Origin of the sequence: Streptomyces sp. NBC_00557, assembly GCF_036345995.1 — a bacterium.
GTDB lineage: Bacteria > Actinomycetota > Actinomycetes > Streptomycetales > Streptomycetaceae > Streptomyces.
The window spans coordinates 7,161,597-7,183,594 of sequence record NZ_CP107796.1 but is presented as its reverse complement, the minus strand read 5'-3'; the positions used below and the strand labels follow the sequence as shown (position 1 = coordinate 7,183,594).

The following is a 21,998-nucleotide window of genomic DNA, read 5'->3' as shown; positions in this document are numbered from 1 at the left end:
GGAGGCCAGGCAAGATGGGTGCGTGACCCTCATCGATCAGCTGCCGCCGACCGCCGACCCCGACGCCCTGTACGAAGCCTTCGAGTCGTGGGCGCAGGAGCGCGGCCTCACCCTCTACCCGCACCAGGAGGAGGCGCTGATCGAGGTGGTCTCCGGGGCGAACGTGATCGTCTCGACGCCCACCGGCTCCGGCAAGAGCATGATCGCGGCCGGTGCGCACTTCGCGGCACTGGCCCGCGACGAGGTCACCTTCTACACGGCCCCGATCAAGGCGCTGGTGTCGGAGAAGTTCTTCGAGCTGTGCAAGCTGTTCGGCACCGAGAACGTCGGCATGCTCACCGGCGACGCCTCCGTGAACGCCGACGCTCCCGTGATCTGCTGCACCGCCGAGGTGCTGGCCTCCATCGCGCTGCGCGACGGCAAGGACGCCGACGTCGGCCAGGTCGTCATGGACGAGTTCCACTTCTACGCCGAGGGCGATCGCGGCTGGGCCTGGCAGATCCCGATCCTGGAGCTGCCCCAGGCGCAGTTCATCCTGATGTCGGCCACTTTGGGCGATGTGTCCTTCTTCGAGAAGGACCTCACGCGCCGCACCGGCCGCCCCACCGCGGTGGTCCGCTCGGCGACCCGTCCGGTGCCGCTGTCCTACGAGTACAGGCTCACCCCGCTCACCGAGACGCTCACCGATCTGCTGGAGTCGAAGCAGGCCCCGGTCTACATCGTGCACTTCACGCAGGCGCAGGCCGTGGAGCGGGCGCAGGCGCTGATGAGCATCAACATGTGCTCGCGCGAGGAGAAGGACCAGATCGCCGAGCTGATCGGGAACTTCCGCTTCACCACCAAGTTCGGCCGCAATCTCTCTCGTTACGTACGGCACGGCATCGGCGTGCACCACGCCGGCATGCTGCCCAAGTACCGGCGCCTGGTGGAGAAGCTCGCGCAGGCCGGCCTGCTGAAGGTCATCTGCGGCACGGACACGCTCGGCGTGGGCGTCAACGTGCCCATCCGCACGGTGCTGTTCACCGCCCTCACCAAGTACGACGGCAGCCGGGTGCGCACGCTGCGGGCCCGGGAGTTCCACCAGATCGCGGGCCGGGCCGGGCGCGCCGGCTTCGACACGGCCGGGCTCGTCGTGGCGCAGGCGCCGGAGCACGTCATCGAGAACGAGAAGGCGCTGGCGAAGGCGGGCGACGACCCGAAGAAGCGGCGCAAGGTGGTGCGCAAGAAGGCGCCAGAGGGCTTTGTCGGCTGGACGGAGAACACCTTCCAGAAGCTGATCGAGTCGGAACCGGAGCCGCTGACCTCGCGTTTCCGGGTGACGCACACGATGCTGCTGTCGGTGATCGCCCGCCCGGGCAACGCGTTCGAGGCGATGCGTCACCTCCTGGAGGACAACCACGAGCCGCGCAAGCAGCAGCTGCGCCACATCCGCCGGGCGATCGCGATCTACCGCTCGCTGCTCGACGGCGGCATCGTGGAGAAGCTCGACCAGCCCGACGCCGAGGGCCGCATCGTCCGGCTCACCGTCGACCTGCAGCAGGACTTCGCCCTCAACCAGCCGCTGTCCACGTTCGCGCTCGCCGCGTTCGAGCTCCTCGACCCCGAGTCGCCGTCCTACGCCCTCGACATGGTGTCCGTCGTCGAGTCCACTCTGGACGACCCCCGGCAGATCCTCGTCGCCCAGCAGAACAAGGCGCGCGGCGAGGCCGTGGCCGCGATGAAGGCGGACGGCGTCGAGTACGAGGAGCGCATGGAGCGCCTCCAGGACATCACCTACCCCAAGCCGCTGGAGGAGCTGCTCTTCCACGCGTACAACACCTACCGCAAGAGCCACCCGTGGGTCGGCGACCACCCGCTGTCGCCGAAGTCCGTCGTCCGGGACATGTACGAACGGGCGCTTTCCTTCACGGAGCTGGTGTCCTTCTACGAGCTGGCCCGCACCGAGGGCATCGTGCTGCGCTACCTCGCCAGCGCCTACAAGACCCTCGACCACACCATCCCGGACGACCTGAAGTCCGAGGACCTGCAGGACCTGATCGAGTGGCTCGGCGAGACGGTCCGCCAGGTGGACTCCAGCCTGCTGGACGAGTGGGAGCAGCTCGCGAACCCGGAGGAGATGACCGCCGAGGAGGCCCAGGAGAAGGCCGACGAGGTCAAGCCGGTCACCACCAACGCACGGGCCTTCCGGGTGCTCGTCCGCAACGCCATGTTCCGGCGTGTGGAGCTCGCCGCCCTCGACCAGGTCGAGGAACTGGGCGAGATGGACGCCGAGTCCGGCTGGGACGCCGACGCCTGGGCCGAGGCGATGGACAAGTACTGGGACGAGTACGACGACCTCGGCACCGGCCCCGACGCCCGCGGCCCCAAGCTGCTGGTCATCAACGAGGAGCCGGCGAACGGCATCTGGCGGGTCCGCCAGATCTTCGACGACCCGAACGGCGACCACGACTGGGGCATCAGCGCGGAGATCGACCTGGCGGCCTCGGACGCCGAGGGCCGGGCCGTGGTCCGGGTCACCGACGTGGGCCAGCTGTGAGCGTTTCCCGACCGGTTGTGAGCCAAGGAGAACTCGATCGATGACGAACCCGGCCGAAAAGCTGGTCGACCTGCTCGACCTGGAGCAGATCGAGGTCAACATATTCCGTGGCCGGAGCCCGCAGGAGTCGCTGCAGCGGGTGTTCGGCGGCCAGGTGGCGGGCCAGGCGCTGGTCGCCGCCGGCCGCACCACGGACGGCGACCGCCCGGTGCACTCGCTGCACGCGTACTTCCTGCGCCCGGGCCGGCCGGGCGTGCCGATCGTGTACCAGGTGGAGCGGGTCCGCGACGGCCGGTCGTTCACCACACGCCGGGTCACGGCCGTGCAGCAGGGCCGCACGATCTTCAATCTGACCGCCTCCTTTCACAAGCCTGAGGAAGGACCGTTCGAGCACCAGCTGCCGCCGGCCCGCGACATGCCGGACCCGGAGTCGCTGCCGACGGTCTCCGACGAGGTCCGCAAGCATCTGGGCGCGCTGCCGGAGCAGTTGGAGCGAATGGCGCGCCGCCAGCCCTTCGACATCCGCTACGTCGACCGGCTGCGCTGGAACGCCGAGGAGATCGAGGGGGCCGAGCCGCGCAGCGCCGTGTGGATGCGCGCGGTCGGACCGCTCGGTGACGATCCGCTGGTCCACACGTGCGCCCTGACCTACGCCAGCGACATGACCCTGCTGGACGCGGTCCGCATCCCGGTCGAACCCCTGTGGGGCCCGCGGAACTTCGACATGGCCTCACTGGACCACGCCATGTGGTTCCACCGGCCGTTCCGCGCGGACGAGTGGTTCCTGTACGACCAGGAGTCGCCGATCGCCACCGGTGGCCGGGGCCTGGCTCGCGGGCGTATCTACGACCGGCAGGGCCGGCTGCTCGTCTCGGTCGTCCAGGAAGGCCTGTTCAGGTCCCTGTGACGGACCGGCGTGGCACTCGGCGGGCGGCGTTCGCCGCCGCGCACGGGACAGCGGGATGCGGGTGTTGCGGGCGATCGTCCGCGGCCGCGTGACTCAGAGCCGCGCGGGGCGGGGACTTCTGCGCCGCAGCCAGGCCCGCAGACCGCGGGTGGGGCGGCTCGGGGCCCGTTCGCCGCGACGGTTGTCCCGCTGGGGCCTCGCAGGTGGAGCAGCCGCCCGCATCACCGGCGCGCCATGCCATGCGAGCGCCCGGCTCACGGGCTCGCCCGCCGGCTCGGACCGGTCCGGCCGCGGCTCGGGCGCCGACGGGTTGTCACGGGGCGCCGCCGAGGCAGGTGCCGCCGGCGCCACCGGCCGTGTGACCGTGGGAGCCATGGGCGGAATGGGCCGTGCTGCCGCTCGGCGGACCGGGGCGGCCGCACTGCGGGGCGCGGGACGCGGGGCCGGTGTGAGAGCGCGGGCCTCCCGCAGCACATGGGCCAGATCGCTGCGCAGCCACTCGATCTCGTCCGCGTCCTGCGCGGTCGTGATCCGCTCGACGAGATGCGCGGCAGGCGATCCCGGAGCGCCCTGGCCGGGTGGTGCGGGCCGGAACCGGTGCAGACAGGCGCGCTCATAGGGATCCTTGACGACGTCGGCGATCTCGACGGGCGAGAGGAAGGCGGCCACGGCTCCCGCCCGCACCCACGGGTCCTCGGCCTGGCGCAGCAGGAACCCGAGGTGCCGGCCCCGCCAGTTGCGGGCACGCAGGTCCACCCCGGCATCCAACTGGCCGCGCAGGTTCTCGGGCGTGCGTCCCTTGAGCAGGTGCGCGTTGCGGCTGTCGGAGACGAACTCCCGCAGGTCCTCCGCCAGATAGAGCCAGACGACGGCTCGATAGCGGTTCAGATACCACTTCACCGGCACGAGCAGGCCCAGACGGGCGAGGCGGCTGAACCGCCCGACCGGGATCTCCATGAGCGCGGCGCCTTCGGCGGTGCCCACCACCCGCACCCGCTCGCGCAGCGTCTCCGGGTGGTCCTCCTGTGCGCGAAGACGGTCGATCTCGGACCGCTCCACCCTCCGGGTCCCTCCCCCGCCCTCGTCGGGCACGGTCCGGACAAGGCCGAGGTGCACGGCGAGATCGAACTCCCCCCGCTTGAGGCCGAGTTCCCGGGCGGCGTGGCTCGGCGTGCAGGTGGCGGAGCGGGACTGACCGCTGGTGCTGGACGACATGGTCGTACTCCCCCGTGGAGTCATCGGCACACACCCTGCGTGTACGCCGTGCACCCACCGTAGCCATAACGGCGCACAGCGTGTCAGCCCTGTGGATAACTCCGCGCAAGGACAAGAAGCCGCTGGTCAGGCGTCTGCGATGGGGGCTCTTTCCGGTTGCCTGGCGTCGACGCCGAGGTGTTCGCCGACGCGATGGACGAGCCGCGTCATCTCGTAGGCGATCTGGCCGAAGTCGGCCTCGGCCGCGCTGAGCACGCACAGACAGCTTCCGGTGCCGGCCGCGGTCACGAACAGGACCGCGTCGTCGTACTCGACCATGGTCTGGCGTACGCTGCCGGCGCCGAAGTGGCGTCCCGATCCCTTCGCCAGGCTGTGCAGCCCGGACGCGACGGCGGCCAGGTGCTCGGCGTCCTCTCGGCGTAGTCCCGTGCTCGCGCTCGTGACCAGGCCGTCGTTCGACAGGACCAGCGCGTGCCGCACGTCGTCCACCCGCTCGGTCAGATCGTCCAGGAGCCAGCCGAGTCCCTGGTTCTGCGCCATCTCCGTCTCCCCGTGTGATGTCTCCCCCTGGCTGGAGGAACTCTCCGCCAGCCTTCCCCAGGTCCGGCGTACGGGCAAGCAGGATGGGCGCATGGCACAGAAGATGACCGATGAGGAATGGCGGGCTTTCGTCTCGCACGGCACCAGGACGGGCAAACTGTCCACCGTTCGCGCCGATGGGAGCCCTCACGTGGCCCCGATCTGGTTTCTGCTGGACGGTGACGAACTGGTCTTCAACACCGGGAAGGAATCGGTTAAAGGGCGCAATCTCGCCCGCGACGGGCGCGTGGCCCTGTGCGTGGACGACGACCGGCCGCCTTTCCACTTCGTGGTGCTGAACGGCCGGGCACGGCTGTCGGAGGACTTGGCCGAGCTGCGGCACTGGGCCACCCGGATCGCCGCCCGGTACATGGGCGAGGACCTCGCCGAGGAGTACGGCGCCCGCAACGGCGTTCCGGGTGAGCTGCTGGTCCGCGTGCCGGTCGACCAGGTGGTGGCCGTGAAGGACCTGGCGGCCTGAGGGGACGGTTCAACCGACCGAGTCCAGCATCCGGGCGGTGTGCATCCGCCCGGCGTACTCCACGAGCCGGATCAGGACTTCCTTGCCGGAGTCCCGGTCGCGTGCGTCGCACAGCACCACGGGGGTGCCGCTGTCCAGATCGAGGGCGCGGGAGACGTCGTGGGCGCCGTAGCTGCGGGCTCCCGCGAAGCAGTTGACGGCGACCACGAACGGGATGCGCCGGTGCTCGAAGTAGTCGACCGCGGGGAAGCAGTCCTCCAGGCGCCGGGTGTCCGCGAGGACGACGGCGCCGAGGGCACCCTGGGACAGCTCGTCCCAGAGGAACCAGAAGCGGTCCTGTCCCGGCGTGCCGAAGAGGTAGAGCGACAGACCGGAGCGGATGGTGATCCGTCCGAAGTCCATGGCGACGGTGGTGGTGACCTTCTGGTCCACGCCGTCGGTGTCGTCCACCAGTTGCCCGGCCTCGCTGAGGAGTTCCTCGGTGCGCAGCGGCCGGATCTCGCTGACGGCCCCGACCAGGGTCGTCTTGCCGACTCCGAACCCGCCGGCGACCAGTATCTTCAGTGCCAGGGCGGAGGTGTCGCCGGCGGCGTCGGAAGTCTCGGTGAGCATGATCACTTCTCTCGGGAGGACCGGCTGCGGTCCGCGTCCGGGTGCTGCGGGCGCGAAGGCAGCATCATGGCAACGAAGCGGGCTCTGGGGATGGTTGGACGGAAAAACCACCTGATCTGACCGGCCTGCGTCCGGTCGGGGGCCAAAGGAGCACGGACAGGACGCGGCGCGGCGCACGGCGGCTTCGGAACGTTCATCTACAGCGCTCGCAGCCCCTCGATGACCTCGCGGAGAATCCGCTCGTCGGGCAGGTGCGCCGGCGGCACGGGACGGCTGATGACCACGCAGCCGAGTTCCAGGAGGTCGCCGAGGAGCACCCTGACCACACCGACCGGAAGGTCGGCGTCCGCGGCGAGCTCGGCGACGGACTGCGTCTCGGTGCGGCACAGTTCGATCAGGGTCCGGTGTTCGGGGCCGAGCGCGAGGTCGTCGAGTGCCGGTGCCGCGGGATCGAGGGTGACGAGGGCGATCAGGTCGAAGCGCACCCCTGTGGGGCCCGGCTGGGTGCGCCCGCCCGTCATCGCGTAGGGGCGCACCAGTGGTCCGGCCTCGCCGTCGTACCACTGGCTGCCCGGCGGCTCCCACGGGCCGCTCTGGTTCTCGTTCATCGGCGCCGCCTTACGGGGTCATCCGGCCGCGGGCGGCTGCGCGACGACGCGCGGCGGCGTGTAGAGGTGCTCGCCGACCCGCTTGACCAGGCGGGCCATCTCGTAGGCGACCAGTCCGATGTCGGCGGTGACGGCGGTGAGCAGGGCCAGGCAGGAGCCGTCGCCTGCGGCGGCGACGAAGAGGAACGCGTCGTCCATCTCGACCATCGTCTGGCGCACGCCCCCCGCTCCGAAGTGCCGTCCCGCGCCCTTGGCCAGACTGTTGAAGCCGGAGGCGACGGCCGCGAGGTGCTCGGCGTCCTCCCGGGCGAGGCCGGTGGAGGCGCCGACGGCCAGCCCGTCGTTGGAGAGGACGACGGCGTGCCGCACCTCGCTGACGCGCGTCACCAGGTCGTCGAGCAACCAGTCCAGTTCGCCGGAGCGCTGTCCGGCCCTCGAGTTCGGGTCCTGGATCATGCCGGGTCTCCTTCGCTGCTGTGCGTGCCCGCTCCGGGAGCGGGGTCGGCGCCGCGGCCGGGCTGTCTGCCGCCGCCGCGGACCCATCCGTCGCGGTAGGCCGCCATGCGGTCGCGTACCAGTTCGGGGGTGCGCCGTTCGTCGTTGTGCCGTGCGGTTTCCGGTGCGGGTGTTTCGGGGCGCTGCTTGCGGAGCTGGGGGGCGAGGTTCGCCTGGCGCACCCGGCGTGGGAGGTCGTCGGTGTTCTCGGAGTCGCCGGAGGGTCGGTGCAGCCGCAAGGTGGTGACTCCGGGGGGCGGGGTTTCGTCGGCGGTCGCGTGCGGGCCCGGCTGGTCGGCGGCGCCGTACGGGCCGGGCGCGGTGGCCGCGAGGGCGGGCCGGTCCGTCAGCGCGGCGACCGGCTCCTGGCGCTCGCTCGTGCGGGGCACGCGCGCGTACTCGGGTTCCCGCTCGTGGCGGGCCTGCTCGCCGTGCTGGGAGGTGTGTTCGGCCGCACCGCCGTGCAGCAGGGCAGTGGGCAGCAGGACGACGGCGGTGGTGCCTCCGTAGGGAGAGGTCCGCAGATGCACCTTGACGCCGTGCCGGGAGGCGAGGCGGCTGACCACGAAGAGTCCGAGCCGGTCGCTGTCGAACAGGTCGAGGGCCTCGGACTGTTCGATACGGCGATTGGCCTCCGCGAGGGTGTCGGGGCCCATGCCGAGCCCCCGGTCCTCGATCTCCAGGGCGTAGCCGTTGCCGACGGGTTCGCCGGTGACGCGCACGCGTGTGTGGGGAGGCGAGAACTGCGCGGCGTTCTCGACGAGTTCGGCGAGCAGGTGGGTGAGGTCCGCGACGGCGGCGCCGATGACGCGGGCCTCGGGGAGCTGACGCACCTCCACGCGCGCGTAGTCCTCGACCTCGGACACGGCGGCCCGTACGACGTTGGTCAGGGACACCGGCATGCGCCAGGCCCGCCCCGGCGCGGCGCCCGACAGGATGATCAGGCTCTCGGCGTGCCGCCGCATGCGCGTGGTGAGGTGGTCCAGCCGGAACAGGTCGCCCAGCTCGTTGGGGTCATCCGAGCGGCGCTCCATGCTGTCCAGGAGGCTGAGCTGGCGGTGCACCAGCACCTGGCTGCGGCGCGCCAGGTTGACGAAGACGCCGGAAATGCCGCTGGCGAGTTCGGCGCGCTCCACGGCGGCGTGCAGGGCGGCGCGGTGGACGGTTGTCAGGGCTTCCGAGACCTGACCGGTCTCGTCCTCGGCGGGTGGTCCGGCGGGCGCCTCGGCCTGGATGTCGATCTCCTCGCCGGCGCGCAGTCTGCGCATCGCTTCGGGGAGTTTGCGGCGGGCGATCTCCAGGGCGTCGTTGCGCAGGCTGACGAGTTCGATCACGAGGCCGCGGCCGATGCGGACGGAGATGACGAGGGAGGCGGCGACGGCGACCAGGCCGAGGAGCACGGCGGCGCCCGCGGTGCTGAGCAGTCCGCTCGTGACCGGGTCGGCGCGGCCCGCGACGGCGCGGCCGGTGTCCGCCGCGATGCCCTGCATCCCGTCCTGCACGCGCGCGCGAGCGGCGTTCCAGGCAGCCGTATCGGCCGCTCCGGCGCTCGCCCCCGACGCGGTGACCTTGTCCTCCGCGGTGCCGAGCGCGGTGTAGGAGTCGCTGTCGGCGAGGTTCTGCCAGGCGGCGCGCTGGGCGTCGGGCAGGTCGGCGACGGCGGCCTCGGTGAGGGTGCGGCGCGCGGCGACCGCGGCGTCGAACAGGCGGAGCCGTTGGCCCTGCAGCCGGCCGGTGCCGATCAGGGTGTCCTCCTGGGCCAGCGCCTCGGCGGCCCGGTTGAATTCGAGCAGCACGCGCGCGTCGGAGCCGATGTCGGCCCGCTGGATGCCGCTGAGGGCTCCGTCCACGGCGAAGGCCGCGCCGATGGCCTTCGTGTACTGCGCGTACACCGTGTCCCAGCCGGCCCTGCGGTCGAGCACGGCGGTGCGCAGGGCGCGCAGGTGCTCGGCACCGGTGACGAAGGCGCCGAGGCGCCTGGAGACGCCCGCGGGCAGATCCTCGCTGTCCGCGACGGTGTTGTCGCCGCCGAGCCGCAGCTTGGCCACCGCCCGGTCGGTGCGGGCGGCCAGAGCCTGCAGGTCGCCGCCGTCGGCGCCGGGCGCGGTGGCGTGACGCACGGCCGCGGTGCGCTCGGCCTTGAGGGCGGTGACGGCCGCGGCCAGCGGGGTGCGCAGTTCGGCGTCGACGCGCTGGGACTGCCGCAGCCGGGCGACGTCCTGGGCGGTGGTGACGGTGGCGTACCCCCACAGGGCGAGCAGGGAGACGACGGGCACCATCAGCAGGCTGACCACCTTGGCGCGTACGGTGCGGGGGCGCAGACGCATGCGCTCGCCGCGCGTGCGTGCCGTGGCGGCGGGTGTGCCGAGCGGACGGCCGGCTCCTTCGGCGGCGGGTGGTCCGGCGTGTGCGCGGCGGCCGCGCGGCGGGTGCGCGGGGGCGCCGGCTTTCGGGCTGGTACGGGGTGGGCTCATGGCCTCCTCGCTCGGGACGTGGGTCGGGGCGCGCTCTTCGGGCTCCCGCTAGCGGGCGATGCTCTCGACGGGCCGCTGGGCGGAGGCGGAGGCCTCCCGTTCGTCGGCCGTGGGTGAGAGCGCGACGAAGGCGGAGGTGATGAACAGGTAGGACCCGAGGCCGACGGCGAGGGGGAAGATGAACTGCATCGCCGTGGCCCCGGGCAGGGGCTCGCCGGAGGGGTCGACACGCACGCTCACCGCGAACATCCCGGTGTAGTGCATGCTGCTGACGGCCGCTCCCATGACAAGGGAGGCGACGGTGACCGCGAGGGGCGACTTGATGTTGAGGCCGGCCCACAGGGCCGCGGTCGCCGCCACGACGGCGATCAGCACCGACACGCCGACGAGGACCGGGTCGTACCTGATGTCGCCGTGCAGCCGCACGGCCGCCATGCCCAGGTAGTGCATGCTGGCGACGCCCAGCCCGGTGGTGAGGCCGCCGAAGACGAGCGCCCGGTTGCGGTCACGGCTGTAGCCGACGGTGAAGACGCCGGCGCAGACGACGGCCATGGCGACGAGAAGGCTGAGGATGGTCAGCGGCACGTCGTAGCGGATGTCGGTGCCGCTCACGCGGAAGCCGAGCATGGCCACGAAGTGCATGGTCCAGATGCCGGTGCCGATGGCGGAAGCGGCGGTGATGAGCCAATTCCGGCGTGAGCGGCCGGTGGTGGCGAGCGCGCGGACGGTGCAGCGCAGACCGAGAGCGGCGCCCGTGCAGGCCATGACGTACGACAGCACGGGGGTCAGCCAGCCGAAAGCGGCGTGGTCCAGGTGTCCCATGGCCAAGGGACGCTAGGGGGGGCACGGGGGCACACAGGGGGCGCATTTCGAAAGCTGTTGGAATATGACGCCCGGATGCGACGGAACGACCGGGTCCGGCCCGAACATGTGCACCTATGGATCCCCCACGACGGTGAGGAATCATGCGGCCATGAGCGACGACCACACACATGTGCAGAAGTTCTTCACCGCACGCGCGGCCGACTGGGACAGCCGGTTCCCCGGCGACGGCCCCGCCTACAAGGCCGCGGTCGCCGACATCGGGCTGCGGCCGGGCGACCGGGTGCTGGACGCCGGCTGCGGCACGGGACGCGCCCTGCCGGCGCTGCGCGCCGCCGTGGGTCCCTCCGGGGTGGTGCTCGGCGCCGACCTGACGCCGGCGATGCTCGACGCCGCCGTGCGGGCCCGCCGGCACCGGGAGGGGCGGCTGCTGCTCGCGGACGTCACCGCGCTGCCGCTGCGGTCGGCGGCGCTGGACGCCGTGTTCGCGGCCGGCCTGATCTCCCATCTGCCGCGGCCGGAGCAGAACCTGCGGGAACTGGCCCGTGTCGTGCGGCCCGACGGCGTGCTCGCGCTGTTCCATCCCATAGGACGGGCGGCGCTGGCGGCGCGCCATGGCCGCCGGATCACCCCGGACGATCTGCGTGCCGAGCACAACCTCCGTCCGCTGCTGGGGCGTTCCGGGTGGCGCATGACGTCGTACGTCGACGAGGACGCACGTTTCCTCGCGGTCGCGGTGCGCGACGGCCGCTCGTCATAGCACCGAGGTCCGGCCGGGTCAGTCCGTGCCGGCGATGGCCGCCGCGAAGGCGTCGGGGTTATGCCTCACTCGGCGACGTCGCCCGCTGAGGCGCCCCGGTGCCGCACCGGGCAGCCGCGCAGCCCGGGAACCGGCCGGGTGCCCAGGTCGGCCACCCGGTAGCCGTCCGGATAGCCCTTGACCTCCCAGTTCTGGCGTGCGAAGTGCGGCGAGCGGCGCGGCGGCAGCAACCGGACGAGCCGGCCGCGCGCGCGTACGGCCCGGCGGACCAGCGCCGTCGTCGCCGCGCCGGGCGGGGTGTAGCGGAACGCGCGCAGCAGCGGCTCGTCGAGCAGGGCGAGCGTCGCGGTGCGCAGCAACGGTGCCAGCGGGCGCGGATACCAGGACGCCATCAGGGCGAGTGTGGCGTCGGAGACCCGCCGGGACCGCTCGTCCCAGGCGAAGTGCTCCTTCTCGTACGCGTCGAGCAGCTCCTCGAACTCCTCGTAGGTCGCGGGGATTCCGGGGATGCCCATGTGCCGGCCGAGGGTGCGGTAGTACTCGGTGGCGGCGACGATCTCGTGCCCGGACAGGCGCCGCCAGCCGTAGGCGTCGATCCAGCGCCTGGGCATCACCACGAAGGTGCTCAGCACGTACCGCATGTCGTCGTCGCTGATGTCGTAGCTGCGGTGCATCTGGTTGATGCGGCGGATCGCGGTGCGCCCCTGCGCGCTGGCGAAGCCGTGCTCGACGACCGTGTCGAGGAGCAGCACGGTGTCGTCGTACCGCTTCTGGGTGCGCTCGGTCAGCTCCGCCGTCTCGGCGAGCAGCCGGCCGATGCTCGGCACGGCGTAGGTGCGGTACAGGGCCAGTTCCAGTGCGCGGGTGTAGTCCCAGGGAAACTCGAACGCCACGCTGAGCCGGTAGATCTCCAGCGCGTCCGCCACCGGGTCCAGCCGGCGGATCTGTCCGAGCCGCTCGAAACGCTTCACTGCGTCGTCCCCCTTCTGCCGCAGAAAGTCCAACTCTACGTTGAAAGGGAGCAGATGAGCGATCGACGACGACCCCGTTCGGGGGGAGGGTGGTCCGCGTGTTCGGCCTGATACGCAAGTACGCCGCCAGACTCCGCACCGCCGCGCACGCGCGGCCGGCGGGCACCCGGGAAAGGCGCGCGCACAACTTGTTCGAAGCCGCGGCCGCCTATGTCGTGGCCCGCGCGGAGGACGATCAGGACCGGATCGAGGAGGCGGCGGGCTGGGTGCCGCCGGAAGCGCTGTCGTTCGGGGTGAGCGAACTCGCCTGCCGGGCCGTCGTCGCGCTGGCCCGGGAGCGCGACCAGTCGCCCGCGTCGGTGGCCCGCGATCTGCTCGGACTCCCCACGGGCTGAGTGGACGGGCCTCGGGCCCACCGTGGTCGTTTCGCCCCCGTCCAGGCGGAAACCTGCAGGTCCGCGTGGTGTGAGGAGTCGTGACAAGCGGCTTCCGCTCGCACTAGGGTGCGCGCCGTTGGACGAACCACTGGGAGGCAGGGATGGCCGGAGCCGACGACGAAGCCGGCGCCGCCGCGGACGATGCGCTGTACGTGCTGACGGCGGTGCTGCTGACGCCTGCGCAGTTTCCGAGCGTGCTGGGCGACGACTATCCGGAGGCGTGCGCGGCGCTGGGTCTCGCGCCCCTCGCCGACGGGTACGGCCTGGTGCTGGGCCAGGACGGCACGGGCGCGCGGTGGACGGTCGTGATCGACGACGTCTCGCTGGTCGCCGTGGCGATCGCGTCCTGGGACTGCGGCATGGAGTACGAGCTGTCCCCGGACGAGCGCGCGGTCGTGGCCGCCCTGCCGGGCTGGCCGCTGGCCGTCGCCGTCGCGGCTCCCGGTGTCCCCGCCCCGCACGACCCCGATCCCGAGGTGGCGGACCGGCCCGCCCTGAGGCCGCCGGACACGAGTTCCTGGGGACCGGCCCAGCGGCGGCTGGGCGCCGACGAGATAGCCCTGCAGTGGGCGAAGTGGCGGGAGCAGATCGACGACGCGCAGTTCTCCACGCCCGACGGGGACGAGCAGGAGGCGCGGGAGAAGGCCGAGGTGTCGTCGCCGGAGGGCGGGCAGTCCGTGCCGCAGAGCGGCCACCGGGGAGTCAGGCGGGTGCTCGCGGAGGCCCGCGCCTATGTCGACTCGCCGCCGCCGCTGGGCCGGGTGCGCTCGTCGTTCGCCCCTGGGGACGCCCGTACGCTGCGCGCCGACGGCCCCGGCTGGTCGATCGTGGCCCGCACCGACGACATCGCCTTCGTCCTGCTCGACGAAGAGCCCGGCGAGGTGCTGCCGGTGGGGCGGGGGCCCGAACTGCCGGGCCTGCTGGAGGCACTCGACAAGATGGCCGTACGGCCCCTCTGAAGCCGCGCGGGACCCGGCTCGCCGCCCCGCCGGTCCCGAGTGACTGACACACCGGGCGCCGCCGTCCGTCCACGGCGGGCGGCGTCCGGGGCCTCAGGCCGGTCTCGCGGCCAGGTGACGCCCGCGCGGAACCGGCGCCTCCCGCACCGCACCCCGCCCGTGCGGAACCGGAGCCTCCCCCGTCTCCCGCACCCCGGCGACGAGCGCCGCCACCGCGGACCGGACCGCCACCCGCGCCGGACGGCCGTCCGGCGCGCAAGGCGGCGTGAGGTGCCGGCAGGGCCCTCTACGGCGTCCGCCGCCCCTTCAGCGGCCCAGCTCCTTACGGGTGACCCTGCGGAGCCTGCGCCGCTGCGCGGGGTCCAGCGCCAGATACCCGGCCACCGGAACGCCCACCACGATCAGGAATGCCACCCACCAGGGCAGCCAGATCAGCAGGAGCAGCCCGACCGCCACTCCCCCAACGGCGATCTTCGCTGTGTTGGACATGAGCGTCGCCTCCTTCGCGGCCTCCGCCGCTCTCTGCACTGGAAACGGCCCCCCGCCCCCCGCGGTTCCACGTTCCGCCCCTGAGACGTCCCTGAGGCCCGCCCCTAGTGGATGAGACCGCCTGCTGCGGCAGGTCGGGACGCGGCCGCTCCCTCCCCGACCGTCACACAGGGTCCTCGCGTACGCCCTGAAGCACGGCCACCACTCGAACAGATTGTGAAACGGCCCGGATCATGACGCCGCGGTTCCGCCGCCCTGTCGACGCGCGGTACCTCGGTGATCCGACGAGCGGCCGACGCCGGCCGTTCATGCCGATGTCGTGCGGAGTTCCTCATGGGGCCCAAATCTGGCCGCAGTCAAGGAACTTGTCCCTCAGGAGGCCCGATGCCCACCCCTGATTCCGGCCGGCGCCGCATCCCCCGCTCCGTCGCCCGGGGCCTGCCCCTGGCTGTGGCCGCGGCCCTGGTGGCCGCGGGAACGGTCGCGGCGGCGCCGTCCCCGGACGTCCGCGTCGTCCGCACGGCGACGCTCGGCGAGATCCCGCTCGGCGCGTTCAGCAACGCCCTGCTGCCGGGCAGCGTCGACGACGACCACGGGGTGAAGCTCGGCGGCATCGGCAGCGACATGTACCCGGCGGGCCGCGAGGGCGAGTTCTGGACGGTGACCGACCGAGGCCCCAACGGGCAGATCAAGGTCGACGGCGCCAAGCGCCGCACGTTCCCGGTGCCGGGATTCGATCCGGCGATCGTGCGGATCCGGGTCTCGCAGGACACGGTGCAGGTCATCGACGCGATCCCGCTGACGACGTCCTCCGGGAAGGCCGTCACCGGGCTGCCCGACCAGCGGGGCCGGGACGAGGCGCCGTACACCTACGACGCGAAGACTCCGCTGCCGTACGACCCGGACGGGCTCGACACGGAGGGCATCGTGCGCGCCGCGGACGGCACCTTCTGGCTCGTCGACGAGTACGGTCCCTCGCTGGTCCACGTCTCCGCGCGCGGAGAGGTGCTCACCCGGTACGTGCCCGAGGGCCTCGGCCTGACCGGCACGGACTACCCGGTGGTGGAGGCGCTGCCGTCGGTCTTCCTGCACCGCAAGGCCAACCGGGGGTTCGAGGGGCTGGCGCAGCTTCCCGGCGGCGACCTGGTGATGGCCCTGCAGAGCCCCCTGTCACTGCCGGACGCGGGCACCGGGAACGCCTCGCGCACCACGCGGCTGCTGCGCTTCTCGCCGCGCGCCAAGGCCGTCACCGCCGAGTACGCCTATCGGTTCGACCCGGTGAACGTGGTCGACCCGGGCGAGGACGACACCTCCGAGCTGAAGATCTCCTCCGTCGTGGCCGTGGGCGGCGACCGGCTCCTCGTCGAGGAGCGCACGGACAAGGCGGCCCGGCTGCAACTCGTCCGGCTGGATCGCACGTCGAGCATTCTCGGCGGGCCCTGGGACGACGACTCGACCTCGCCCTCCCTGGAGCAGCTGGACGACCCGGCGTCCGCCGGTGTGCCGGTGCTCTCCAAGCGGCTCGTCGTGGACCTGAACACGGTCGACGGCGTGCCGCAGAAAATCGAGGGCATCGCGCGCGTGGACCACGACACGCTCGCCCTCGTCAACGACAACGACTTCGGTATGACCGACGGCGCGGGGGCCTTCGACGGGCAGGGCCGGCTCGTCGACAGCGGGATCAGGACGACCGTCGTGTACGTCCGGCTGCCCAAGGGTCTGTGAGCAGGCCGAACGAGAGCTTACCGAGGGCCGGGGTTTCGGCGGGTGCCGCACCCCGGCCCTCGGTGCGCTCAGCCCCGGGCGCCGAGCAGGTGGTCCATGGCGAGCTGGTCGAGACGCTCGAACGCCATCCCGCGCGCGGCGGCCGCATCCACGTCGAAGTCCTCGAAGGCCGCGCGGTCGGCGAGCAGCGCCTCCAGGCCGTCCGCGGCCGTCGGCTGGGCGAGCTGGTCCAGGCGGGAGGCGCGCAGGGCCTCCTGGACCTCCGGGTCGGCGCGGAAGGCCGCGGCGCGCTCCTTGAGGATGAGGTAGTTGCGCATGCAGCCCGCGGCCGAGGCCCACACACCCTCCAGGTCCTCGGTGCGCGGCGGCTTGAAGTCGAAGTGGCGCGGACCTTCGTAGCCGGCGCTCTCCAGCAGGTCGACCAGCCAGAACGCCGCCCGCAGGTCGCCGGCGCCGAAGCGGAGGTCCTGGTCGTACTTGATGCCGGACTGGCCGTTGAGGTCGATGTGGAACAGCTTGCCCGCCCACAGGGCCTGCGCGATGCCGTGCGGGAAGTTCAGGCCCGCCATCTGCTCGTGCCCGACCTCGGGGTTGACGCCGTACAGCTCCGGGCGCTCCAGGCGCTCGATGAAGGCCAGCGCGTGGCCGACGGTGGGCAGCAGGATGTCGCCGCGCGGCTCGTTCGGCTTCGGCTCGATGGCGAAGCGGATGTCGTAGCCCTGGGCGGTGACGTACTCGCCCAGCAGGTCGAAGGCCTCCTTCATGCGGTCCAGGGCCGCGCGCACGTCCTTCGCGGCGCCGGACTCGGCGCCCTCGCGCCCGCCCCAGGCGACGTACGTCCTGGCCCCCAGCTCGACCGCGAGGTCGATGTTGCGGATGGTCTTGCGCAGCGCGTAGCGGCGCACGTCGCGGTCGTTGGCGGTGAACGCGCCGTCCTTGAAGACGGGGTGGGTGAACAGGTTGGTGGTGGCCATCGGCACGGTCATGCCGGTGGCGTCCAGGGCCTGCCGGAACCGCTTGATGTGCGACTCGCGCTCGCTGTCCGAGGACCCGAAGGGGATCAGGTCGTCGTCGTGGAAGGTCACTCCGTAGGCACCCAGCTCGGCCAGGCGCTGCACCGTCTCGACCGGGTCGAGGGCGCCGCGGGTGGCGTCACCGAAGGGGTCCCTCCCCTGCCAGCCGACGGTCCACAGACCGAAGGTGAACCTGTCCTCGGGGGTGGGCTGGTAGCTCATGCGACGGCTCCTTGCTGCGTTGCGGCTATTTCGTCATGGCCGTTTACAAATTAGTATGCGCTCGCGTCCCTGGGAAGAGACAAGATGTCTTTGTCCCGCAGAGTCGTAGAAAGTCACGAAGTCGCGGAACGTCGCGGAAAAGGGAGAGCCCCATGTCAGCAGCCGAGGGTCCGCTCGTCGTCGGCGTGGACACGTCCACCCAGTCCACGAAGGCACTGGTCGTCGACGCGGCCACCGGCCGCGTGGTGGCGAGCGGCCAGGCGCCGCACACCGTGTCCTCCGGCGCGGGCCGCGAGAGCGATCCGCGCCAGTGGTGGGAGGCGCTGTGCGAGGCGCTCAGCCAGTGCGGTGACGCGGCGCACGAGGCCGCCGCGGTGTCGATCGGCGGCCAGCAGCACGGACTGGTCACGCTGGACGAGCGGGGCGAGCCGGTGCGTCCGGCGCTCCTGTGGAACGACGTCCGTTCGGCGCCGCAGGCCCGCCGCCTGGTGGAGGAGCTGGGCGGGCCGAAGGCGTGGGCGGAGCGCACGGGCAGCGTGCCCGGCGCGTCGTTCACGGTCACGAAGTGGGCGTGGCTCGCCGAGAACGAGCCGGAGTCGGTCCGGGCGACCAGGGCGGTCCGGCTCCCGCACGACTACCTCACCGAGCGCCTGACCGGGCAGGGCACGACCGACCGCGGCGACGCCTCCGGCACCGGCTGGTGGTCGTCCGGCACGGAGGCGTACGACCCCGAGACGCTGGCACACGTGGGGCTCGACCCGGCGCTGCTGCCCCGGGTGGTACGGCCGGGTGAGGTGGCCGGCACCGTGCGCGACAGCCACGACCTGCCGTTCTCCAAGGGCACGCTGGTCGCTCCGGGCACCGGCGACAACGCGGCGGCCGCGCTCGGTCTCGGCCTGCGGCCCGGCACCCCGGTGCTCAGCCTGGGCACGTCCGGCACGGTCTACGCCGTCTCCCGGCAGCGCCCGGCCGACCCGACCGGCACGGTGGCGGGCTTCGCCGACGCCCACGGCGACTGGCTGCCCCTCGCCTGCACCCTGAACTGCACACTAGCCGTGGACCGCGTCGCGGCGCTGCTGGGCCTGGACCGCGAGGCGGTGGAACCCGGCGGCTCGGTGACCCTGCTGCCGTACCTGGACGGCGAGCGCACCCCGAACCTGCCGAACGCCTCCGGCCTGCTGCACGGCCTGCGCCATGACACGACTCCCGGACAACTGCTGCAGGCCGCGTACGACGGCGCCGTGCACGCGCTGCTCGGGGCGCTCGACCTGGTCCTGGACGAGGACGCGGACCGCAGCACCCCCCTGATACTGATCGGCGGCGGGTCCCGGGGGACGGCCTGGCAGCAGACGGTACGGCGGCTGTCCGGCCGGCCGGTGCAGGTGCCCGAGGCCAGGGAACTGGTCGCCCTCGGGGCCGCGGCACAGGCCGCCGGCCTGCTCACCGGCGAGGATCCGGCCGCGGTGGCCCGCCGCTGGAACACCGCCGCGGGCCCCGTGCTGGAGGCCGTGGAGCGGGACCAGCAGACGCTGGACCGGATCACCGGGGTACTCTCCGACGCGGCCCCGCTGCTGGACCGGGGGACGCAGACCACACCGCGCGCCTGAGACGGGGCGGCAGACACGGAGGATCGACGCCAGGCATGACCGCACCGCCGCACGAGGCACACCCGCCGGCCGCCGGCCGGGCCCTGCCGGACACCCAGCAGGGCATGCGCCGGCGCAATCTGGCACGCGTGATGCACGCCGTGAGCGCCGAGGGCTCGCTGTCGCGGGCCGCGGTGGCCACCCGCATCGGGCTGACCAGGGCCGCCGTGTCGACGCTGGTGGACGAGCTGATCCGGTGGGGCCTGCTGGAGGAGCTGGGTCCGGAGCGGCCGGGCCGGGTGGGCCGGCCCGGCTCCGCGCTCGCGGTGTCCGGTCGCGGTCCGGCGGGGATCGGCGCGGAGATCGGCGTCGATCATCTCGCGGTCTGCGCGGTCGACCTGCGCGGCACGGTGCGCGCCCGGGCGGTACGGCACACGGCGAACCGGGGCCGGGCGCCGGAGCCGGTGACCCGGGAGCTCACCGAGCTGGTGCGCCGGGTCGTCGCGGAGGCGGAGCGGGAGGAGCTCTGGCCCGCCGGGCTCGCCGTCGCCGTGCCCGGACTCGTGGCGCGGGACGGGCGCACCGTCGTACGCGCGCCGAACCTCGACTGGCACCACGCCGACCTCGGCGCCCTGCTGCCCGACGAGTGGCCGCTGACCGTGGGCAACGAGGCCAACTTCGGTGCGCTGGCGGAGCTGTGGCTCGGCGAGGGCACACCGCGCGACTTCCTGCACGTGTCGGCCGAGATCGGCATCGGCGCGGCGGTCGTGGTGGACGCCGGCCTGCTGCAGGGCACCCGCGGCTTCGCGGGCGAGCTGGGCCATGTGCCGGTACGGCCGGACGGGCCGCCCTGTGCGTGCGGTGGCCGCGGCTGCCTGGAGCAGTACGCGGGCGAGGAGGCGGTGCTGCGCGCGGCCGGGCTGGAACCGCGCGAGGACCTGGTGGGCCTGCTCGCCGGGCGCGCCGAGCAGGGCGACGAGAGCGTGCGGGCAGCCCTGCGCGAAGCCGGTGCGGCGCTCGGCATAGCGCTCACCGGCGCCGTGAATCTCCTCGACCCGGAGACGGTCGTCCTCGGCGGCGCCCTGGCCGGTCTGTCCCCCTGGCTGCTGCCGTCCCTGGAGACGGAACTGACGAGCCGCACGGCGGGGCCCCCGTGCCCGGTGACCGTGTCCCGGCTGGGCTCGCAAGGTCCCCTGCTGGGCGCGGCGCACTCGGTCGTCCGGGGCGTACTGGACGATCCGGCGCTCGTGGCGGAACGCGCCTGACGCCTCGGGCACCCGGCGGGCCGACTGCCGCCTGGTCCGGCGCGCGGCCCCCGGGCCTCCCAGTACCGGGCTCCGATCCCTTGCCGCCCCCCGGTGTTCACCCGATCGGGTGGCCGGGTTGTCCACAAGCGGAGGCTTCTCCACGGAACCGGTGCGTGCTCTTCTGCCCAACCCGCCTGCGCCGTACCGTGATTCACGCGAGGCACGGCCGACGTTCCGTCGGTGTCGCCGCTGCCTCGAGCGGTTGACGGTACTTCACACGCATCAGGGTGGCAGTGGGCTGACAGGCATCGGGGGACGCACATGCACGTGGAGACGACCGGGGCGCTGCGACGCGATGCCGTCGGCTTGCGCGAGGTGCTGTTCCAGAGTGTGACGGCGATGGCGCCGGCCGCGGCGGTGGCCGCGTCGATCCCGGCCGGCGCCGCCTTCGCGGGCGGCAGTCTGCCGCTGGCGGTGCTGATCGCCCTGGTGGCCTGCCTGTTCACCGCGTCGTGCGTGGCCGAGCTGGCCCGGGAGCTGCCTGCCGCGGGCTCGGTGGCCACGTACGCCGCGCGGGGCCTGCACCCCGCGGTCGGGTTCCTCGTCGGCTGGGGTTACGTCTTCGTGGAGATGCTGGTCCCGCCGCTGCTGCTTCTGCAGCTGGGCTTCACGGCGGCGGGCACGCTGCACGAGGAGTGGGCGTCGTATCCGGCGGACCTGTGGTGGCCGTGGTCCCTGGCGGGCGCCGGCGTGATCGCCGTCGCCGGCTGTCTCGGCGTCCGGGCCTCGGCCCGCTTCGGCACCGTCCTCGGCGTCTTCGAGATCCTCGTCTTCCTGGTGTTCGCGGCCCTGCTCATCGGCAAGGCCGGTGACGCCAACTCCCTGTCGGTGTTCGGCACTTCGCACGCCGCCGACGGTTACGCCGGGATCAGCGGCGTGTTCGCCGGGTCCGTCTACACGGTGCTGGCGTTCGCCGGGTTCGAGGCGGCGGCGCCGCTCGCCGAGGAGACCCGGAACCCACGGCGGACGATGCACCGCGCGGTCCTCGGGGCGGCTCTGGGCATCGGCCTGTTCTATGTGATCACCACCTATGCGATGACCGTCTACTTCGGCCCGGACCGCTTCGCGAAGTTCGGTGCGTCGGGCGCCGCCTCCTGGGACGGAGTGGCCCGGGCCTCCTTCGGCCTGTTCTGGGTGCTGGTGTTCCTGGCGGTGGTCAACTCCACCATCGCCAACGCCAACGCGTGCGCCAACGTCTCCACCCGTACGGCCTTCGCTCTGGCCCGCATCCGGGTGCTGCCGCGGCTGCTCGCCACCCTCCACCCCCGGCACCGCTCCCCCGTCGCCGGTATCGCGCTGCAGACCCTCGTGGCGGTCGCGGCCGTGCTGGGACTCGGGTTCGGCTACGACCCGGTGACCGCCTTCCTCCTGCTCGCCACGGTGATCGTCACGGTCGTCGTCGGCGTCTACATCGTCGTGAACCTCGCCTGCGCCGGCTACTTCCTGCGGGCCGGCCGGGCCGCCTTCGCGCCGGTACGGCATCTGCTGTTCCCCGTGCTCGGCATCGCGGCCTTCGTCCCCGCCCTGCTGACGGCCGCCGGCCTCCCGGTCTTCGACTTCGTCACCGAGCTCACGGCCCCGGTCTCCTACGCCGGTCCCGTCGTCGCGGTCTGGATGGCGGCGGGCGTGGTGGTGCTGCTCCTGCTGATACGGCGTCACCCCGAGCGCATAGCCGAGACCGCCCGGGTGTACCTCGACGCGTACGACCCCGCCGGGCCACGGCAGGACGGGACCGTACCCCGGTGACCCCGCGGGCGCACCGTCCGCGAGTCCCCCCTCTCTCTCCGGCCTTTCCCCGCA

The 21,998-nt window shown here is 72.7% G+C and carries 20 protein-coding genes; 10 read left to right on the top strand and 10 right to left on the bottom strand.

Translation table 11 applies throughout. The features are described from left to right. The first annotated feature begins 22 nt into the window (after positions 1–22). Together OG956_RS31755 and OG956_RS31750 are read left to right on the top strand one after the other, a co-directional pair. Complete coding sequence (locus OG956_RS31755; protein WP_330341447.1) at positions 23–2,536, top strand: DEAD/DEAH box helicase; 2,514 nt, start codon at positions 23–25, stop codon at positions 2,534–2,536. A gap of 40 nt (positions 2,537–2,576) precedes the next feature. Beyond that, a complete protein-coding gene (locus OG956_RS31750; protein WP_330341446.1) occupies positions 2,577–3,443 on the top strand; it encodes an acyl-CoA thioesterase in 867 nt (288 codons plus the stop codon). A 93-nt stretch (positions 3,444–3,536) separates the two neighbouring features. Here the strand turns inward: OG956_RS31750 and OG956_RS31745 are convergent, their stop codons facing one another. Both OG956_RS31745 and OG956_RS31740 read right to left on the bottom strand, forming a co-directional pair. Next, entirely contained in the window at positions 3,537–4,658 is a 1,122-nt protein-coding gene (locus OG956_RS31745; RefSeq protein WP_330341445.1) for a DUF6397 family protein, read from the bottom strand. Between the two features lie 126 nt (positions 4,659–4,784). Beyond that, the gene (locus OG956_RS31740; RefSeq protein ID WP_330341444.1) at positions 4,785–5,198 is read right to left on the bottom strand and encodes a roadblock/LC7 domain-containing protein; all 414 of its coding nucleotides are present in this window, start codon (positions 5,196–5,198) and stop codon (positions 4,785–4,787) included. Positions 5,199–5,289: 91 nt separating this feature from the next. Between OG956_RS31740 and OG956_RS31735 the strand changes: the two genes are divergently transcribed. Then, positions 5,290–5,718 carry a PPOX class F420-dependent oxidoreductase gene (locus OG956_RS31735; RefSeq protein ID WP_330341443.1) on the top strand — a complete coding sequence of 143 codons (429 nt, stop codon included), beginning with the start codon at positions 5,290–5,292 and terminating at the stop codon, positions 5,716–5,718. Between the two features lie 9 nt (positions 5,719–5,727). Here the strand turns inward: OG956_RS31735 and OG956_RS31730 are convergent, their stop codons facing one another. The 5 genes from OG956_RS31730 to OG956_RS31710 all read right to left on the bottom strand — a co-directional run bounded on the left by OG956_RS31730 (position 5,728) and on the right by OG956_RS31710 (position 10,729). Next, positions 5,728–6,330 (bottom strand): GTP-binding protein, encoded by a 603-nt coding sequence (locus OG956_RS31730; RefSeq protein ID WP_330341442.1) that lies wholly within the window; start codon positions 6,328–6,330, stop codon positions 5,728–5,730. Between the two features lie 197 nt (positions 6,331–6,527). Further along, the gene (locus tag OG956_RS31725) at positions 6,528–6,938 is read right to left on the bottom strand and encodes a DUF742 domain-containing protein (protein WP_330341441.1); all 411 of its coding nucleotides are present in this window, start codon (positions 6,936–6,938) and stop codon (positions 6,528–6,530) included. Between the two features lie 18 nt (positions 6,939–6,956). Next, on the bottom strand, positions 6,957–7,394 hold the full coding sequence (locus OG956_RS31720; protein WP_330341440.1) for a roadblock/LC7 domain-containing protein: 438 nt from the start codon (positions 7,392–7,394) through the stop codon (positions 6,957–6,959). Next, positions 7,391–9,907: a sensor histidine kinase gene (locus OG956_RS31715; protein WP_330341439.1), complete on the bottom strand. Its 2,517-nt coding sequence runs from the start codon at positions 9,905–9,907 to the stop codon at positions 7,391–7,393. The genes OG956_RS31720 and OG956_RS31715 overlap by 4 nt, the downstream gene beginning before the upstream one ends. A gap of 48 nt (positions 9,908–9,955) precedes the next feature. After that, a complete protein-coding gene (locus tag OG956_RS31710) occupies positions 9,956–10,729 on the bottom strand; it encodes an MHYT domain-containing protein (protein ID WP_330341438.1) in 774 nt (257 codons plus the stop codon). Positions 10,730–10,880: 151 nt separating this feature from the next. Here OG956_RS31710 and OG956_RS31705 point away from each other — a divergent pair, with 151 nt between their 5' ends. Next, positions 10,881–11,489 (top strand): class I SAM-dependent methyltransferase, encoded by a 609-nt coding sequence (locus tag OG956_RS31705; protein ID WP_330341437.1) that lies wholly within the window; start codon positions 10,881–10,883, stop codon positions 11,487–11,489. Between the two features lie 65 nt (positions 11,490–11,554). On the opposite strand, the gene OG956_RS31700 is transcribed toward OG956_RS31705, so the two are convergent. Next, a complete protein-coding gene (locus OG956_RS31700; RefSeq protein ID WP_330341436.1) occupies positions 11,555–12,460 on the bottom strand; it encodes an oxygenase MpaB family protein in 906 nt (301 codons plus the stop codon). Positions 12,461–12,558: 98 nt separating this feature from the next. On the opposite strand from OG956_RS31700, the gene OG956_RS31695 reads away from it, so the two are divergent. After that, positions 12,559–12,855: a hypothetical protein gene (locus OG956_RS31695; RefSeq protein ID WP_443065627.1), complete on the top strand. Its 297-nt coding sequence runs from the start codon at positions 12,559–12,561 to the stop codon at positions 12,853–12,855. 143 nt (positions 12,856–12,998) lie between these two features. After that, positions 12,999–13,856, top strand: coding sequence for a hypothetical protein (locus OG956_RS31690; protein ID WP_330341435.1), 858 nt, complete (start codon positions 12,999–13,001; stop codon positions 13,854–13,856). A gap of 306 nt (positions 13,857–14,162) precedes the next feature. Here the strand turns inward: OG956_RS31690 and OG956_RS31685 are convergent, their stop codons facing one another. Next, positions 14,163–14,345: a hypothetical protein gene (locus OG956_RS31685; protein ID WP_330341434.1), complete on the bottom strand. Its 183-nt coding sequence runs from the start codon at positions 14,343–14,345 to the stop codon at positions 14,163–14,165. A gap of 384 nt (positions 14,346–14,729) precedes the next feature. Here OG956_RS31685 and OG956_RS31680 point away from each other — a divergent pair, with 384 nt between their 5' ends. Then, the gene (locus tag OG956_RS31680) at positions 14,730–16,070 is read left to right on the top strand and encodes an esterase-like activity of phytase family protein (protein ID WP_330341433.1); all 1,341 of its coding nucleotides are present in this window, start codon (positions 14,730–14,732) and stop codon (positions 16,068–16,070) included. Positions 16,071–16,138: 68 nt separating this feature from the next. Here the strand turns inward: OG956_RS31680 and xylA are convergent, their stop codons facing one another. Continuing rightward, positions 16,139–17,305, bottom strand: coding sequence for a xylose isomerase (gene xylA, locus OG956_RS31675; RefSeq protein ID WP_330341432.1), 1,167 nt, complete (start codon positions 17,303–17,305; stop codon positions 16,139–16,141). A gap of 152 nt (positions 17,306–17,457) precedes the next feature. Between xylA and xylB the strand changes: the two genes are divergently transcribed. The 3 genes from xylB (at position 17,458) to OG956_RS31660 (ending at position 21,944) form a co-directional block, all read left to right on the top strand. Continuing rightward, a complete protein-coding gene (gene xylB, locus OG956_RS31670; protein ID WP_330341431.1) occupies positions 17,458–18,912 on the top strand; it encodes a xylulokinase in 1,455 nt (484 codons plus the stop codon). A gap of 35 nt (positions 18,913–18,947) precedes the next feature. After that, complete coding sequence (locus OG956_RS31665; protein WP_330341430.1) at positions 18,948–20,156, top strand: ROK family transcriptional regulator; 1,209 nt, start codon at positions 18,948–18,950, stop codon at positions 20,154–20,156. Between the two features lie 303 nt (positions 20,157–20,459). Further along, a complete protein-coding gene (locus OG956_RS31660; RefSeq protein WP_330341429.1) occupies positions 20,460–21,944 on the top strand; it encodes an APC family permease in 1,485 nt (494 codons plus the stop codon). Positions 21,945–21,998: the final 54 nt, after the last annotated feature.